General features: G+C 64.8%; 15 protein-coding genes and 1 pseudogene. 9 read left to right on the top strand and 7 right to left on the bottom strand.

The window, feature by feature from the left end:
* Window positions 1-40 precede the first annotated feature (40 nt).
* The 3 genes from hutI to hutU are packed head-to-tail and all read left to right on the top strand — an operon-like array spanning window position 41 to window position 4,514.
* Entirely contained in the window at window positions 41-1,255 is a 1,215-nt protein-coding gene (gene hutI / locus SO140_RS10270) for an imidazolonepropionase (RefSeq protein ID WP_449378047.1), read from the top strand.
* Window positions 1,252-2,826 carry a histidine ammonia-lyase gene (gene hutH, locus SO140_RS10265; RefSeq protein ID WP_449378048.1) on the top strand — a complete coding sequence of 525 codons (1,575 nt, stop codon included), beginning with the start codon at window positions 1,252-1,254 and terminating at the stop codon, window positions 2,824-2,826. Before hutI ends, hutH begins: the two co-directional genes overlap by 4 nt.
* Complete coding sequence (hutU, locus tag SO140_RS10260) at window positions 2,823-4,514, top strand: urocanate hydratase (RefSeq protein WP_449378049.1); 1,692 nt, start codon at window positions 2,823-2,825, stop codon at window positions 4,512-4,514. Before hutH ends, hutU begins: the two co-directional genes overlap by 4 nt.
* Window positions 4,515-4,672: 158 nt before the next feature.
* Here the strand turns inward: hutU and SO140_RS10255 are convergent, their stop codons facing one another.
* On the bottom strand, window positions 4,673-4,846 hold the full coding sequence (locus SO140_RS10255) for a hypothetical protein (protein ID WP_449378050.1): 174 nt from the start codon (window positions 4,844-4,846) through the stop codon (window positions 4,673-4,675).
* A gap of 116 nt (window positions 4,847-4,962) precedes the next feature.
* A complete protein-coding gene (locus tag SO140_RS10250; protein ID WP_449378051.1) occupies window positions 4,963-5,223 on the bottom strand; it encodes a hypothetical protein in 261 nt (86 codons plus the stop codon).
* 243 nt (window positions 5,224-5,466) lie between these two features.
* Between SO140_RS10250 and SO140_RS10245 the strand changes: the two genes are divergently transcribed.
* Window positions 5,467-5,877 carry a DUF3775 domain-containing protein gene (locus SO140_RS10245; protein WP_449378052.1) on the top strand — a complete coding sequence of 137 codons (411 nt, stop codon included), beginning with the start codon at window positions 5,467-5,469 and terminating at the stop codon, window positions 5,875-5,877.
* A 29-nt stretch (window positions 5,878-5,906) separates the two neighbouring features.
* A pseudogene (locus SO140_RS10240) lies at window positions 5,907-6,017 on the top strand (host attachment protein); the annotation flags it as partial.
* Window positions 6,018-6,066: 49 nt separating this feature from the next.
* Here SO140_RS10240 and SO140_RS10235 read toward each other — a convergent pair.
* Complete coding sequence (locus tag SO140_RS10235; RefSeq protein ID WP_449378053.1) at window positions 6,067-6,327, bottom strand: hypothetical protein; 261 nt, start codon at window positions 6,325-6,327, stop codon at window positions 6,067-6,069.
* A 288-nt stretch (window positions 6,328-6,615) separates the two neighbouring features.
* Here SO140_RS10235 and SO140_RS10230 point away from each other — a divergent pair, with 288 nt between their 5' ends.
* Window positions 6,616-7,062 carry a hypothetical protein gene (locus SO140_RS10230; protein WP_449378054.1) on the top strand — a complete coding sequence of 149 codons (447 nt, stop codon included), beginning with the start codon at window positions 6,616-6,618 and terminating at the stop codon, window positions 7,060-7,062.
* A 119-nt stretch (window positions 7,063-7,181) separates the two neighbouring features.
* Window positions 7,182-8,054 carry a DMT family transporter gene (locus SO140_RS10225; RefSeq protein ID WP_449378055.1) on the top strand — a complete coding sequence of 291 codons (873 nt, stop codon included), beginning with the start codon at window positions 7,182-7,184 and terminating at the stop codon, window positions 8,052-8,054.
* A gap of 90 nt (window positions 8,055-8,144) precedes the next feature.
* Here the strand turns inward: SO140_RS10225 and SO140_RS10220 are convergent, their stop codons facing one another.
* Both SO140_RS10220 and SO140_RS10215 read right to left on the bottom strand, forming a co-directional pair.
* On the bottom strand, window positions 8,145-8,390 hold the full coding sequence (locus tag SO140_RS10220) for a hypothetical protein (RefSeq protein WP_449378056.1): 246 nt from the start codon (window positions 8,388-8,390) through the stop codon (window positions 8,145-8,147).
* A 66-nt stretch (window positions 8,391-8,456) separates the two neighbouring features.
* Window positions 8,457-9,896 carry a cryptochrome/photolyase family protein gene (locus SO140_RS10215; protein ID WP_449378057.1) on the bottom strand — a complete coding sequence of 480 codons (1,440 nt, stop codon included), beginning with the start codon at window positions 9,894-9,896 and terminating at the stop codon, window positions 8,457-8,459.
* Window positions 9,897-10,016: 120 nt separating this feature from the next.
* Here SO140_RS10215 and SO140_RS10210 point away from each other — a divergent pair, with 120 nt between their 5' ends.
* Window positions 10,017-11,753: a methyl-accepting chemotaxis protein gene (locus tag SO140_RS10210; protein ID WP_498542600.1), complete on the top strand. Its 1,737-nt coding sequence runs from the start codon at window positions 10,017-10,019 to the stop codon at window positions 11,751-11,753.
* 194 nt (window positions 11,754-11,947) lie between these two features.
* Here the strand turns inward: SO140_RS10210 and SO140_RS10205 are convergent, their stop codons facing one another.
* Window positions 11,948-12,607, bottom strand: a complete 660-nt coding sequence (locus SO140_RS10205; protein WP_449378059.1) for a peroxiredoxin — start codon at window positions 12,605-12,607, stop codon at window positions 11,948-11,950.
* Window positions 12,608-12,989: 382 nt separating this feature from the next.
* On the opposite strand from SO140_RS10205, the gene SO140_RS10200 reads away from it, so the two are divergent.
* Window positions 12,990-13,604, top strand: coding sequence for a hypothetical protein (locus SO140_RS10200; protein ID WP_449378060.1), 615 nt, complete (start codon window positions 12,990-12,992; stop codon window positions 13,602-13,604).
* A gap of 48 nt (window positions 13,605-13,652) precedes the next feature.
* Here SO140_RS10200 and SO140_RS10195 read toward each other — a convergent pair whose 3' ends face one another.
* Complete coding sequence (locus SO140_RS10195; protein ID WP_449378061.1) at window positions 13,653-15,506, bottom strand: alkaline phosphatase family protein; 1,854 nt, start codon at window positions 15,504-15,506, stop codon at window positions 13,653-13,655.
* Between the last annotated feature and the right edge of the window lie 210 nt (window positions 15,507-15,716).

Raw genomic sequence — 15,716 nt, 5'->3', positions numbered from 1 at the left:
GACATATAAGTCAAGCGTCCGGCAGCGAAGGGATACCTGCATGGCAAAGCGCTTCGATCGGATCTGGCACAATGCGCGCCTCGCCACGATGCGGGATGTTCTGCCCGATCTCGGCGAGATCGCGCACGGCGTGGTCGCGGCGCGCGAGGGGCGTATCGTCTTTGCAGGCAGCCGTTCCGATTTTCCGGCAGACGCCGATGCGAAGGAGTGGACTGATTGCGCGGGGCGGTGGATCACACCCGGCCTCGTCGACTGCCACACGCATCTGGTCTACGGCGGCAATCGCGCGCACGAATTCGAGCTGCGGCTCAAGGGTGCCAGCTACGAAGAGATCGCGCGCGCCGGCGGCGGCATCGTCTCGACGGTTGCGGCCACGCGGGCTGCGAGCGAGGCGGAACTCGTTGCGAGTGCACTCCCGCGGCTCGACGCGCTGATCGGCGAGGGCGTGACCACGCTGGAGATCAAATCCGGCTATGGTCTCGATACCGAAACTGAGATGCGGCAGCTCGGTGCCGCGCGGGCGCTTGCGCGCGTCCGGCCGGTTGCGATCCGCACCAGTTTCCTCGGCGCGCACGCGCTTCCCGTTGAGGCCGGTGGCGACAAGGATCGCTACATCGATCTGGTGTGTCGCGAGATGCTGCCTGCGGTGGCGCAGGCCAGGCTTGCCGACGCCGTCGATGCGTTCATGGAAGGCATCGCGTTCTCGGCAGACCAAACGGCGCGCGTGTTCGCGGCGGCAAGGGCGCTCGGCCTGCCGGTGAAGCTGCACGCCGATCAACTGTCCAATCTCGGCGGTGCGGCGCTCGCCGCGAAATTCTCCGCTCTTTCGGCCGATCATCTCGAACACACCGATGAAGCTGGTGTGGCGGCGATGGCTAACGGCGGCACGGTAGCCGTCCTTTTGCCCGGCGCCTTCTATTTCATCCGCGAAGAGAAGAAGCCGCCGCTTGAGTTGTTCCGCAAGCATGGCGTCAGGATCGCGCTCGCAACCGACTGCAATCCCGGCAGCTCGCCGCTCACCTCGCTTCTGCTCACGATGAACATGGGCGCAACGCTGTTCCGGATGACGGTCGTCGAATGCCTCGCCGGCGTGACGCGCGAGGGGGCGCGCGCGCTGGGCATGCTGTCGGAAGTCGGCACGTTAGAGGCCGGCAAATGGTGCGACCTTGCGATCTGGGATGTCGAGCGGCCGGCCGAGCTGGTCTACCGGATCGGCTTCAATCCGTTGCATCGCCGCGTCTGGAGAGGCCAGTGAACGGCGCTGCGACACCGATTGTTGTCACACCCGGCCGTGTCAGCCTCGGCGATCTCGCGCAGGTGCTGGCGGGCACGACAGTTGAGCTGGATGCGTCGTTCTGGCCTGCGGTCGACGCTGCATCGGCGATCGTGGCTGCGGCCGCGCAAGCGCCTGCACCGGCCTACGGCATCAATACCGGGTTCGGAAAGCTGGCCTCGAAGCGCATCTCGCCCGACCAGACCGCGACGCTTCAGCACAATCTGATCGTGTCGCATTGCTGCGGCGTGGGGCCGCCGACGCCGGAGCCGGTGGTACGGCTGATGATGGCGCTGAAGATCGTCTCGCTGGGGCGCGGCGCATCAGGGGTGCGGCGCGAGGTCATCGCGCAGCTCGAAACGATGCTGGCGCGTGGCGTCTTGCCGCTGGTGCCGCAGCAGGGCTCGGTCGGCGCCTCCGGCGATCTGGCGCCGCTCGCGCACATGGCCGCGGTGATGATCGGCGAGGGGCAGGCGCTGGTTGGCGGAACGACCATGCCGGGCCGCGAGGCCCTGGCCCGCGCCGGTCTCGCGCCATTGACGCTTGGTCCCAAGGAAGGCCTCGCACTCATCAACGGCACGCAGTTCTCCACGGCCTATGCGATCTCCGGCCTGTTGCGGGCGCACGGGCTGGCCTGCGCGTCGCTGGTGACGGGAGCTTTGTCGGTCGATGCGGCGATGGCCTCGACGGTGCCGTTTCGCTCCGAGATCCACGCGCTGCGCGGCCATGCCGGACAGATCGCCGCCGGCGCGACGCTAATGGCCTTGCTCGACGGCAGCGATATCCGTCAGTCGCACCTGGAAGGCGACGAGCGAGTGCAGGATCCCTATTGCCTGCGCTGTCAACCGCAAGTCGCCGGTGCCGCACTCGATGTGCTGGCGCAGGCGGCGCGCACCTTGATGATCGAAGCCAATTCCGTCACGGACAATCCGCTGGTGCTGGTCGAGACCGGCGAGATCGTGTCGGGCGGCAATTTCCACGCCGAGCCGGTCGCCTTTGCCGCCGACGGAATCGCACTCGCGCTGTCGGAGGTCGGCGCCATCAGCGAGCGGCGCATCGCAACGCTGGTCGATCCCGCCCTGAATTTCGGCCTGCCGCCGTTTCTCACACCCGATCCCGGCCTCAACTCCGGCTTCATGATCGCCGAGGTCACGGCGGCCGCGCTCTATGCCGAGAACAAGCAGCGCGCCGCGCCGTGCTCCATTGACTCGACGCCCACCAGCGCCAACCAGGAAGATCACGTCTCGATGGCCGCGCATGCCGCGCGGCGGCTCTCCGACATGGCGGACAATCTCGCCTCCATCCTCGGCATCGAGCTTCTGGTCGCGGCGCAAGGCATCACGCTGCGCCTGCCGCATTTGACCAGCCCCGCGCTCGCGGCCGTCATCGCTACCTTGCGCGAGGAGGTGCCGGCGCTTGGGCCCGACCGCTACATGGCGGACGACCTCGCCAGGGCCAAGGCGTTGGTCGAGGCCGGCGCGCTGCCGCGCATTGCGAGCGCGGCGCTCGCGAGAGATCCGTTTCCACTGCTTGCCTCAGAGGTCGCCTCATGAACCGCCGACTGGACAATGAACGCACGATCCGCGCCCCTCGCGGCTCCGATATCAGCGCCAAGAGCTGGCTGACGGAAGCACCGCTCCGCATGCTCATGAACAATCTCGATCCCGATGTGGCCGAACGGCCCGGCGAGCTCGTGGTCTATGGCGGGATCGGTCGCGCGGCGCGCGACTGGGAGAGTTTTGACCGGATCGTCACCTCGCTGCGCAAGCTCGAGGGCGACCAGACGCTGCTCGTTCAGTCGGGCAAGCCGGTCGGAATCTTCCGCACCCATGCCGATGCACCGCGGGTCCTGATCGCGAACTCCAATCTCGTGCCGCACTGGGCCACGCTCGATCACTTCAACGCGCTCGACAAGGCCGGGCTGATGATGTTCGGCCAGATGACGGCCGGCTCCTGGATCTATATCGGCAGCCAGGGCATCGTTCAGGGGACCTACGAGACCTTCGTCGAGGTCGGGCGGCGCCACTATGGCGGCAGCCTCGCAGGCAAATGGATCCTGACCGCCGGTCTCGGCGGCATGGGCGGCGCGCAGCCGCTGGCGGCGACCATGGCAGGTGCCTCGCTGCTCGCAATCGAGTGCCAGCCGAGCCGCATCGAGATGCGCCTGCGCACCGGCTACCTCGATCGTCAGGCGAGCACGCTCGATGAAGCGCTCGCGATCATGTCCGAGGCAGCGCAAAGCAAGAAGGCGGTCTCGGTCGGCCTGCTCGGCAACGCCGCCGACCTCTTCCCCGAGCTCGTGCGCCGCGGCGTCAGGCCCGACATCGTGACCGACCAGACCAGCGCCCACGATCCGATCAACGGATATCTGCCGAAGGGCTGGACGCTTGCGGAGTGGGAGGCCAAGCGCAAGGACGATCCCAAGGTGGTGGAGCTCGCGGCAAAGTCCTCCATGGTCGACCACGTCAAGGCGATGCTGGATTTTCACGCGCAGGGCATTCCGACGCTCGACTACGGCAATAACATCCGCCAGATGGCGAAGGACATGGGATTGAACAACGCGTTCGATTTCCCCGGCTTCGTGCCAGCCTATATTCGGCCGCTGTTCTGCCGCGGCGTTGGGCCGTTCCGCTGGGCGGCGTTGTCCGGCGATCCCGAGGATATCTTCAAGACCGACGCGCGCGTGAAGGAGCTGATGCCGCACGACACGCACCTGCACAACTGGCTCGACATGGCAAAGGCGCGCATCAAGTTTCAGGGGCTGCCAGCGCGGATCTGCTGGGTCGGTCTCGGTGACCGGCATCGGCTCGGGCTCGCCTTCAACGAGATGGTGGCGCGCGGTGAAGTGAAGGCGCCGATCGTGATCGGCCGCGACCATCTCGACAGCGGCTCGGTGGCAAGCCCGAACCGCGAGACCGAGGCGATGCGCGACGGATCGGACGCGGTGTCGGACTGGCCGCTGCTCAACGCGCTGCTCAATTGCGCCAGCGGAGCCACTTGGGTGTCACTGCATCACGGCGGCGGCGTCGGCATCGGCTATTCGCAGCATGCCGGCATGGTGATCGTCGCCGACGGCACGGCGGAGGCCGCCCGCCGCCTCGAACGCGTGCTCTGGAACGATCCGGCGAGCGGCGTCATGCGTCACGCCGATGCAGGCTACGAGACCGCGATCGACTGCGCTCGCGCAAACGGGCTCGATCTGCCGAGCCTGGCAGGCTGGAGCGCGATGAGATTAGGATGAATCGTCGTCGCGCTTTAGGTTATGTTTGAGCATGATCTCCGCGCAAACGCGTTCCGCGTTTGTCGCGAGGGAAAACCGCTTCACACTTTTCCGGATCATGCTCTGGTTCGCGGCCTTCGGGATGTACGTTGGGTGCGAGACTTCAAACGCGGAGTTGCTCAGCGATTCCGGCTCATCGGCTGTCCGGATACCAGATCGATGAAATGGACGCGCGCGCAGGCGGGGCAGGTGAAGGCCTCGAAATTCCGTCCCTCGGCGCCCTGCTGCTTTTCCAAATGAGTTTGCACATTCATGCCCGTCTGGGGGCAACGAAAAACGATCAAATCGGCCATCGGCACAGCATGGACGGATGGCTCATTTCGTCCTTGATATAGATCAGTTTTAGAATCGCCCCAGTCCCACGGCACCATCCCGCAAATGCGAAGGGGCCCCGAAGGGCCCCTCAAGGTCACCAACGGCGGTAGCCATAATAGCGTGGACCGTAATAGCGCGGTCCATAATATCTGGGTCCGTAATAGGGTGCATAGCCGTAGCCATAAGAGTAGCTCGGCTGCCGCCAGCAGCGCCCCCAGGCATCGCAGACCAAGCGAACCTGCTCTGCATCTGGCGTCACCTGCGGGGCAGGCGCAACTGGCATGGCCGAGGCGGCCGGCGATGCCGCGACCGCGGCGAACAATGACGCGGCAACGAGGCCAATTCCAAACTTCATGATGTGTCTTCCTTTGCTTATCGGCCGCAAGATATCGAACAGGTTCTGATCAAATTGTGGCGGAGCCGAAATGTAATGCTGATGAATGAATCTTCATCCGGGCGGTCGCGGAGCCGGGATAATCGCTCACGCGCGGCACCGCTTTGATACTTGATCTTGCGCAATTCGCGCGCGCTCCGGCGCCTCTAGTCTGCGTGGTGTGGGGAGCGGCGACGTGCCGGTCCCTCAAGAAGGTGAACCACCATGCTGACCATTCCCAGCCTGTCGATTTCGCCCGAGAAGGTCTTCTTCATCATTGCAAAGTCGCGCCAGTCCGACAGCGGGGCGGACGGTGGCGGCGTCATCCTGGACAGCGGCGACGACGACATGAGCTATGGCCGCGGCGGCAGGGGAGAGGCGACCGATCGCGCGGAGCTGGCCGGCTTCATCCGCGGCCTCAATGTCGACGAGCAGATTGATCTCGTGGCGCTGACGTGGCTAGGTCGCGGCGACGGCGACCTTTCGACCTGGCGTGAGCTGCAGACCCAGGCCGCGCAGTCCCACAACAATCGTACCGCCTCCTATCTGATCGCGACGCCGATGCTCGCGGACTATCTGGAGGAGGCGATGACGCAGTTCGGCAAGTCCTTCGAGGAGTTTGAAGAGCATCTCTGACCGGCCGGCGTGCATGGTTTTCGCGCGGGCGCGCGCTTGGCACGATCCGGGCTGATGACTCGGCCGCAGTACGCAATGCTCTGCATGGCGAGGTCAGCAAGGACCTCGTCATGCTGCCGGTCTATGAGATCGAGAAGCAGGCGTCCGGCGCGCCCCGATACGCTCGCGCCGGCAGCGCGTCGGCGTCCCTCAGTAGCAGGGGTGCCGGCGCCTATCCTGGCCGATATAGGCAGCCGAGCTCTGGTAGCACTGAATGGTCGACGGTCCGTCGTAGTAGGCGAAGCTGCCCGGCGCGACTCCCGGACCGTAATTGTGGATGTAGCTGATCGGGTACGGCAACGGATTGACGTGATGGTGGTACCGGTGATGGACGCGCGCCTCGGACAGGCTCGGGGCGAGCGTCACTACCGACAGGGCGGCGACCGCCGCAAGGCACTTCAACTTGCTCATCTTGATTCTCCGGAACCCGACCTAACGGACCACGATCTTATAGCGATTCACGATCCGCAGGGCATCCGCTTTGCGGCCGTAGGCCGGGTGAAATTCCACAGATTCACGCCTTGGGGCCGCCGGGACCGCCGGCGAACCCCAGGGCCTGCCCATTTTTGGCCTTTTCCGGATGCTTAACGAATTCCCAACACAGTTTGGCCAACAGTTCGTTCGTATCCGGTGGCCGGCCGCTTGGGGGTCTCTTTGAGGTCGGCTCACTTCAAACAAGGCTTCAGCCGTTACTCTGCAATGCGCATCACGCCCATCAGCCTGTTGTTGCTGACCTGCGTCGCCGCGGCGCCGGCGCGGGCGGATTTGCACATTACCCGCGACCACGGCGGTTACGTCGAGGAATACAAGGCCAAGTACAAGCGTGTTCGCGACAAGGGCGAGCGGGTCATCATCGACGGTATCTGCAATTCGGCCTGCACCCTGGTCCTGGGCATCGTGCCGATGAACAAGATCTGCGTGACGCCGCGCGCCAGCCTCGGCTTCCATCAGGCCTATTACGACAAGGCATTCACCTTCGGTATCAAGGTGACCAGCGCCGAGGGCACGTCCGACCTGATGTCCTACTACCCGGGCACGGTGAAGGAGTGGATCCAGCGCAACGGTGGGCTCACCACCGAGATGAAGAAGATCAAGAACGGGGTCGATCTCTGGAAGATCGTCGATCCCTGTCCCGACGAGTGGTGAGCGGCCGCGCCAGCTGACGTCGTCCTCGACGCAGCCAGCACGTCCCACGTGCAGCGCAGCATCAGACCCGACCATATTCGCATTGCCGCGCCGCGCGTGGTCGGGCAATGAGAGCGGCAATGAATCATAATCAAGAAAATTGGGCCGCGCGTGCGGCGCCGGTCCTCTTCGTCGTGCTGTGGAGCACCGGGTTCATCGCCACCAAATCCGTCGTCAACAACGCCGATCCCTTGACCTACCTCGCCATCCGCATGGCGATCGTGGTGGGGCTGATGGCGATCATCGCGGCAATTGCACGTCCCAAATGGCCGGACGGGACCGGCATTGCCCACAGCGCGGTCGCGGGCATTCTCGTCCACGGCTTCTATCTCGGGGGCACCGCGATTGCGATCGCGCATTCGATTCCCGCCGGCCTTTCCGCGCTCATTCCGGGCCTCCAGCCGATCCTGACCTCGACCATTGCCAATCGTTGGCTCGGCGAGCGGGTGACGCCGCTGCAATGGGGCGGGCTCTTGCTCGGTCTCGGTGGCGTGGTGCTGATCCTGCACAATCGTCCGATGACCGGAGAGGCGGGCCTCGGATGGCTCGCCTCGGTCGTCTCGCTGATCAGCATCACGCTCGGCACGCTCTACCAGCGCCGCTACTGCAACCACATCGACTGGCGGGCCGGCAATCTCGTGCAATATGTCGCAGTGACGCTGTTCTTTGCGGCGGGCGCCTTCGCCTTCGAGGACCGCGTGGTGCACTGGACGCGGGAGTTCGTGCTGGGGCTGGCCTGGCTCGCGGTGGCACTCTCGATCGGGTCGATCGGCCTGTTGTACTGGCTGATCCGGCATTCGGCCGCGACCGCGGTTGCGAGCCTGTTCTATCTCGTTCCGGCGGTCACGGCGCTGATGGCCTATCTGCTGTTCGGAGAAAGGCTCGATGCGGTGGCAGTCGCCGGCATGGCGATCTGCGCGGCGGCGGTATTCCTGGTCAACAGGCGCTTCTAGCCGCGCGGGCGGACCTCGACGCGGCGGGCGAGAAGCGTACGCCAGGCCGCCGGGCGCTGGGCACCCGGAGGCCTGATCTTAGATCCGCGATCAGCGTTTTGCCTTCTTCTTTTTCTTCGCGGCTTTCTTGGCGGCCTTCTTTACAGCCTTCTTGGGAGCCTTCTTGGCGGCTTTCTTCTTGGAAGTCTTCTTGGCTTTCTTCGCCGTCTTCTTCGCCGCTACTTTCTTTGCGACCTTCTTGGCGGCTTTCCGGGCCTTCTTCGGCTTTGCTGCCTCTTTCGGCGGCTCGGGCGTCGCTGCGATCGCCGGCTCAATGACGGGTGTGTCGTCGTTCATATCGTCCCCCAGGGTTTGAACGGAGCCATGACGATAACGGGATTCGACAACCTGTCAAAGCAACGCTCAACTTCTGCGAATTTTCGCGTAAGCTGCGAGCGCGCGCTCACGCCCCTTGGCATGATCGACGAACGGACCCGGATAGTCGCGGCCGAGTTCGACGCCTGCGCTCGCAAGCTCGATCGGTGTCGCCTTCCAGGGTTGGTGGATCAGCTTCGCCGGCAGATCCTTCAGCTCGGGCACCCAGCGCCGCACATAGCTGCCATCGGGATCGAACTTCTCGCCCTGGAGCACCGGGTTGAAAACGCGGAAATAGGGCGCCGCATCGGCGCCGCAGCCGGCGACCCACTGCCAGTTGGCGGGATTGCTGCCGGCGTCGGCATCGACCAGCGTGTCCCAGAACCACTCTTCGCCCTGTCGCCAGTCGACCAGGAGATGCTTGACCAGGAAGGACGCTGCGACCATCCGCACCCGGTTGTGCATCACGCCGGTGTGCCAGAGCTCGCGCAGGCCGGCATCGACGATAGGATATCCTGTCCGGCCGCGCTGCCAGGCGGCGAGCGCCGTCGCGTCGTGCTTCCACGGGAAGGCATCGAAGCCGGGTTGCAGGTTCCCCGTCGCAAGATCAGGATGGTCGAACAGGAGGTGACGGCAGAATTCGCGCCAGCCGAGCTCGCTGAGGAATTTCTCGACACCGCTCGCAAGGGCGGGGTCCTCGGCGGCGGCAAAGCGCGCGGTGTGCCAGAGCTGGCGCGGGCTGATCTCGCCGAAGCGCAAATGGGGTGACAGCCGCGAGGTGCCCGGCAGGTCGGGCCGGTCGCGCTCGCTGGCATAGCCGCGCGCGGCGGTCTTGAGAAAATCGCGCAGCCGGCCGTGGGCGTGGGTCTCGCCGGGCTGCCAGCTCGCGCGCAGGCCGCCGGCCCAATCGGGCCGCGTCGGTTCGAGCCCGAAACTCTCGAGGGCATCGCCCGCAAGCGCCGGACCTGCCCGCAGCGCTTTCGGTGCGGGCAGAGGCTTTGGTGGATCGCCCAGCGCGAGCACGCGCCGCCAGAATGGCGTGAACACACGCAAGCCGCGGCCGTCCTTGTTGCGAATCGTGCTTGGCGAAGCCAGGAGGTCGCCGGGGAAGCTTTGTGAATTCACGCCGAGCTTTGCAAGGCTCCCCTTGAGGTTTGTCTCGAGAGCTTGCTGCGGCACTTGCGCGATCCCGTTCCAGTAGACGGCGACCGCTTCGCTTTCGCGGGCCACCTCAGGGATCACCTTGACCGCCGATCCTCTGCGCAGCGTGAGCGCGCCGCCGATCGCGGCGAGGCCCGCCGCCAGCGACCGCAGCGACTGCGCCAGCCACCAGCGCGCCGCGGCACCGAGGGGCCGTCCCACGGTGTCGTCGAGGACATAGAGGCATGCCACCGGTGCGCCAGTGCACGCGGCGGCCTGGAGTGCCGGGTGGTCGGAGAGCCGCAGGTCATCGCGGAACCAGACGATGATCGGCGATGGGCTTGGCATGGTCGGGAATGATCCTCGTTAACCTTTTGGAAAGCATGCCGCCGGCCGCTGTTGCGAACCACCGTTAATGCGATCGTAAGCCGGTCCCTCAAATATACGGTGTTTTTTTGGGGGAGTTTCATGTCCAATCCTTTGACTGGGAAGGTCCTGCCGCAATTCAGGTTCAAGCTCGGCACCAAGGCGGTGCTGTGCGCGGTGCTCCTGATTGCGGTGAATACGGCACTCGTGGTCGGTGCGGGCTACTGGTCTCTCACGTCGGAGTTCAACGATCGTGCGCTGCGCGACATCGAGGTCAATCTGCGCACGCTGGCGCTCGCCTTCGCCGAGATCGTTCCCGACGCCAAGATCACGATGAGGGACGGCATGGTCGTCCGTGCCGAGATCCCCAAGATGCCCGATTTCAAGGACCACGCGATCGTCGATCGCGCCGTGTCCTATGTCGGGGGCAATGCCACGCTGTTCGTGTTCGACGAGGCCAGTGGGCAGTTCGTCCGCCGCTCGACCAATGTAAAGAAGGAGAATGGCGACCGCGCCGTCGGCACCCAGCTTGCCGCCGATCACCCCGGCCAGGGCCCCCTGCGCAAGGGCGAAGCCTACAAGGGGCCGGCCACGCTGTTCGGCAAGTCCTTCATGACGGCCTATTTCCCGGTCTCGGATGCGGCCGGCAAGATCGTCGGCATCCTCTATGTCGGCATCCCCATGGCGCAGTTCGAGAGCATGATGGCGGAGGCGATCCGCAACATGGCGATTGCCGCCGGCATCGCGGCGCTGCTGGTGCTCGCTCTGACCATGCTGGTCGTGCGCCGTGTGACGAAGCCGCTGAGCTCGGTGACGAACTCGCTGACGGCGCTGGCCAATGGCCGGAACGACATCACCATCGATTGCGAGGACCGGGCGGACGAGATCGGTGAGATCGCGCGCACGGTCGCGGTGTTCAAGAGCAATTCGCTGGAGCGGGCGCGCCTGCGCAGCGAGCAGGCTGCGACCACGGCGGCTGCCGCCGAGCAGCGCAAGTCCGAGTTGCGCAACTTCGTCGACGAGTTCCGTGGCAGCGTCGGCGGCATCCTCAACAACGTGCTGGACTCCTCGAGCGAGTTCGAGCGCATGGCGCGGCAACTGACCGATGCCGCGCGTTCGACGGCCGAACTGTCGGCACAGTCTGCCGGCGCCTCCGAGACCGCCTCCGATCACGTGAAGTCGGCGGCTGCGGCCTCCGATGAGCTCTCCAAGTCGATCACCGAGATCACCCGCAGGGTGCAGGAGTCCAACGAGATCTCAGCCGAGGCGGTGCGGCAGGCGGAGGCCACCGACCATCGGATCGCGCAGCTTTCGGACGCCGGGGCCCGCATCGGCGACGTCGTCAAGCTGATCACCTCGATCGCCGAGCAGACCAATCTGCTGGCGCTGAACGCCACCATCGAGGCCGCGCGCGCAGGCGATGCGGGACGCGGCTTTGCGGTGGTGGCGCAGGAGGTCAAGACGCTCGCCGGCCAGACCGCCAAGGCGACCGACGAGATCTCCAGCCAGATCGCCAGCATGCAGCTCGCGACCGAAGAGTCGGTCGCCGCCATCAAGGCGATCGGCCAGACCATCGAGCGCATCAGCGCCATCGCCACGTCGATTTCTGCGGCGGTCGAGCAGCAGAAGAGCGCCACCCACAACATCGCCGGCAGCGTTCGGGCTGCGGCAAGTGGCACGGCGGATGTCGCCGCCAATGTCCGTCATGCGGCCAAGGGCGCGAACGAGACCGGCGAGACCTCGAGCCGGATGTTCGCTTCGGCTCAGGCGCTGTCAGGCGAGAGCCTCAATCTGAAGTCAGAGGTCGAGAAATTCCTCGACCGCGTGCGCGCGGCTTGAGCGGTGCGGGCGGACCGGATGGCCGGCCTAACTCCACTGGTCTTCCGGGGCGGTGCGCAGCACCGAACCACAATGCGCAATTGCGCATTGTGGAATCTTGAGATCCCCGCGAAGCGCAATTGCGCTCCGAGGTCTGGCGCAGACGCGCCATCCCGGGATGACGGTTATCGGTTGCTTGGCGCAACCGCTAATCGTCACTTCGGCTGGGGCACGATCCGGATGTAGGGCTTCGGCTCCTTCCAGCCCTGCGGATAGATCGTCTTGGCCTCATCGTTGGAGACCGAGCCGGCAATGATGACGTCTTCGCCGTGCTTCCAGTCGGCCGGCGTCGCGACGCGATGCTTGGCGGTGAGCTGGAGCGAGTCGATCGCGCGCAGGATTTCCTGGAAGTTGCGCCCCGTGGTCATCGGATAGACCAGCACCAGCTTGATCTTCTTGTCCGGGCCGATGACGAAGACGTTGCGGACGGTCTGGTTGTCGGCCGGCGTCCGGGTGAGGGGATCGCCCGATGTCGAGGCCGGCAGCATCTCGTAGAGTTTCGAGACGTTGAAGTCGGTGTCGCCGATCAGCGGATAGTTCGGGGCGGCACCTTGGGTTTCCTTGATGTCCTCGGCCCATTTGGAATGCCGGTCGATCGGATCGACCGACAGGCCGACCAGCTTGACGCCGCGCTTGTCGAACTCGGGCTTCAGCTTGGCGAGGGCGCCGAGCTCGGTGGTGCAGACCGGGGTAAAATCCTTGGGATGCGAGAACAGGAGGGCCCAGCTGTTGCCAATCCAGTCGTGGAATTTAATTTTCCCCTCGGTGGTTTCGGCTTCGAAGTCGGGGGCGGTGGCGCCGATCGGAAGTGGCATTGTTCTACCTCATCTAATTGAAGTTGTTGATGAATTCGCTCTGAAGCGGTTCGACGGAATATAAGGCGGGGAAGGTCCGAAGTGAACCCGTTCAAGTAAAATGTGAAATCATTCTCTCAAGACGCCGATCTTCTAGCACCTTCTTGCCGCACGCGCCGCTGCGGCGAAATATCCACACCGGCGGGAAAGGGCTGGATTGCCGCGATATTGCCTTTTATGACCCCCACCACGCCGCCCGACATTGGATAGAACCGAAATGGTCCCGACGGCGACCAATCGGCAACCATGTAGAAAAGTCGCGATCACCATATCCAATCGTTAACCACCCGTTCAGGCCCAGCATGGAAATGCTGGTCGATCAGAAGAAGTCTGGAAGTGAACTATGTCTGCCGCTGCCAAGTCCCGTGAGTCCAAGTCCCTTGAGTCCAAATCCCTTGACTCCAAGTCCGCTGAGTCGCCGTCCCTCGAACCGTCCTGCCGTGACACCGCGGCCCATGCACTCGGCATCGTGCGCGACGGCGTGATCACAGGCGAAGGGCCCACCACCAAGGGCCGGGTGCATTTCTCCCGCTCGCTCGATGCCGATGATGCCGCCTGGTGCGCGCGCATCCTGACGGCCGTCGCCGTCAACGATCAGCCGGTCAGCCGCGCCGAAGCCGAGGTGCTGTTCGAGATCAACGAGGCCGCGACCGAGCGCACCGATGCTGGCCGGTTCGACGACCTCCTGGCGAAAGCCGTCGCGCATCACGCCGCCAGCGCCTCCGGCCTGCCGGTGCCGCCGCGCAGCGTCGCGTTGTCGCCCGAGACCGACATCGAGAGCTGGGCGCCGGCCTATGCCTCGAAGGTCAAGACCGAGATGCTGGAATGGATCGCCGGCCAGATGCGCGGCAAGCGCCAGGGCAACCGTCGCCTGATGGCGATGGTGGCAACCTTCCTGGGTGCCACCGCGCTGCCGCTGGCGGGCCAATTGCCGAACGTGTTCGACATTGGCATGTGACATGTAATTTCGCGCACGTCCTCACGATGCGCCAACGAACGGCGGGGGTTATTTCCCCGCCGTTTTTTGTTTGCCGCTCTCAGGCTCGAGTCCAAGCGTGCGGCCCGGGAAGCCGGCTGCGTCGAAATAGCGCTGACTCTCGACGCGCTGGAAGTTGAGGACGGTGCGAAGGCCGTTCTCCGACGGCTTCGACTTGACGTTGCCGACATAGCCCTTCGGCACGATGCCGTTCGGCAAGGCCTCCGACATCACGCGGCCGACCAGACCGCCGTTCTGTGAGGTGCGCAGCCCCATGATCTTGGCCGCCGTCACCCCGACGTCAGCATTGCTGACCGGCAGTTCGTCGACATAGCCTGCCTTGAAGTCCGGGCCGATCGCCGCCATGAAGTTCATGGTGTCGCCGCGGCTGAAGCTGCCATGCATGCCCTGGCCCTGGCGCAGCACGGTATCGGCGACCTGCACCGAGCAGTTGGTCGGCGCCTCGCCGCAATCGCTGGCATAGGAACGGAAGTTGACGACGATCGCCGGCGTCGGGGTCGCCGCCTTGCCGCGCAGATTGATCAGCGACAGCGGCAGCGTGCCGGGGAAACGGCCGAGGGAGTCGTCGATGAACAGGCCGGAAACGTAGTCCTGATCGAGCAGCGCCTTGATCGTCCTTGCCGCCAGCTTCTTGTCCTTGTTCGGCAGGTAGATCAGGTCTGATCCGCCGTTGGTCGCGACGACGAGATCGGGCTTGGTGGGATCCTTGCCGAGCACGCCGTTGCCGGCCTTCGGATGCGCGTTGCCGGTGACGGCCGCATTCTTGTCATTCGGATCGAACAGCGGCAGGTCGAGCGCCTTGGCGAGGTCCAGGGCCAGGAAACCCATCGGCAGGAAGTCCTTCGGGGTGTCGTCATAGCTGACCTTGGCCGAAGGGCTGGTCTTGCTTTCCTTGGAGATGGTCGAGAAGCCGTGATCGGCCTGGATCATGATGTTGGTCGAGGCCGCCAGCCCAAGCTCGTCGAGCGCCTTGCGGAGCTGGGCGAGGTTGTTGTCGGCGTTCTTGATGCTCGCCATCGTGCTCGGGCCGTTGATGCCGGGCATGATCTGATTGAGGCTGTCGCCCTGGTTATGCTGGGTGCCGTCCGGGTCGCGCGACCAGAACACCAGCACGAACGGCTTGTTGCGCGCCTTGAACATCGGCAGCACGACCTTGCTGGCGACGTCGGCGAAATAGGCCTGCTGCGCGACGTTGGCGACCGTCGTGCCCGGCGTCTTGGCGTCGCCCGCCTTGGCATTGTCGCCGCGTGAGGGGGCGGTGAGGGGGAGACCCGCCTTGGTCAGCGCCTCCTTCATCTCGTCCGACAGTGCCACGCCGGCCTTGCCGCCGGTCGCATCGTCAATCACGATCGAGTGCTGACCGGCCTTTTCCGGATGATCGGTGTGGTCGAACTGGTAGGTCGGGCCGAGCTTGCCGATCGCCGCGGTGGAGAGACCCTTGTCGCGGGCCATCTTCAGGATGGTCTCTTCGTTGAGATAGTCGCCCTTGAAATGCTCGTCGATGTCGCCGAGCACGGCGTCGTTCTCGATGAACGGGACCACGGTGTCGCCGGCGGGGGCAGAAGTGTAGCCGGTCCAGATCGTGTTGGAGAACACGCCGGTGTCGCCGAGATAGTGTCCGGTCGACATCGCCGAGCCGTTCGCCATGGTGAAGGTCGGAAACAGCGAGTGCGAATTCTTGAAGTTGACGCCCTTGTCGCGGACGGCGGCCATCGCCGGCGCGGTCTCGGGGGTGACCTTCAGCGCGCGCAGGCCGTCCGGGATGAACAGGATCAGGTTACGGGGCGTGTTGTTCTGCGCAGACGCAAGTCCGGTGGATAGCATGGTCAGTCCGGCGGACAGCAACACGATTGAGCGGCGCATCGAAATCTCTCCCAGCGGTGAGGCGGCTTGCGGCCGATCGCGGCCGCCGCCTTCGTTTAGTTTTGCTGTGTGACGCTTTTGTTACAAGGGCAGTGTTTGTGCAAGGATGATGGGGAAGGGCCGCTCGTTGTCATCAGCTGCTTGTCGCCAATCCGGCGATGATTCGTGCTGTCTCGACGCCGTCACTGCGAGAAGGTCTTGCGGTGAAGC

This window comes from Bradyrhizobium sp. UFLA05-108, from assembly GCF_059803455.1.
Note: the sequence above shows the minus strand (reverse complement) of the source record. Positions and strands in the feature narration are given on the sequence as shown.

Coding starts and splice junctions, on each gene's coding strand:
- SO140_RS10200 (WP_449378060.1), top strand. CDS start 12,990: ATGTCTGCCGCTGCCAAGTCCCGTGAGTCCAAGTCCCTTGAGTCCAAA.
- SO140_RS10245 (WP_449378052.1), top strand. CDS start 5,467: ATGCTGACCATTCCCAGCCTGTCGATTTCGCCCGAGAAGGTCTTCTTC.
- SO140_RS10195 (WP_449378061.1), bottom strand. CDS start 15,506: ATGCGCCGCTCAATCGTGTTGCTGTCCGCCGGACTGACCATGCTATCC.
- SO140_RS10205 (WP_449378059.1), bottom strand. CDS start 12,607: ATGCCACTTCCGATCGGCGCCACCGCCCCCGACTTCGAAGCCGAAACC.
- SO140_RS10225 (WP_449378055.1), top strand. CDS start 7,182: ATGAATCATAATCAAGAAAATTGGGCCGCGCGTGCGGCGCCGGTCCTC.
- SO140_RS10210 (WP_498542600.1), top strand. CDS start 10,017: ATGTCCAATCCTTTGACTGGGAAGGTCCTGCCGCAATTCAGGTTCAAG.
- SO140_RS10255 (WP_449378050.1), bottom strand. CDS start 4,846: ATGGCCGATTTGATCGTTTTTCGTTGCCCCCAGACGGGCATGAATGTG.
- hutI (WP_449378047.1), top strand. CDS start 41: ATGGCAAAGCGCTTCGATCGGATCTGGCACAATGCGCGCCTCGCCACG.
- SO140_RS10230 (WP_449378054.1), top strand. CDS start 6,616: ATGCGCATCACGCCCATCAGCCTGTTGTTGCTGACCTGCGTCGCCGCG.
- SO140_RS10235 (WP_449378053.1), bottom strand. CDS start 6,327: ATGAGCAAGTTGAAGTGCCTTGCGGCGGTCGCCGCCCTGTCGGTAGTG.
- SO140_RS10250 (WP_449378051.1), bottom strand. CDS start 5,223: ATGAAGTTTGGAATTGGCCTCGTTGCCGCGTCATTGTTCGCCGCGGTC.
- SO140_RS10220 (WP_449378056.1), bottom strand. CDS start 8,390: ATGAACGACGACACACCCGTCATTGAGCCGGCGATCGCAGCGACGCCC.
- hutU (WP_449378049.1), top strand. CDS start 2,823: ATGAACCGCCGACTGGACAATGAACGCACGATCCGCGCCCCTCGCGGC.
- SO140_RS10215 (WP_449378057.1), bottom strand. CDS start 9,896: ATGCCAAGCCCATCGCCGATCATCGTCTGGTTCCGCGATGACCTGCGG.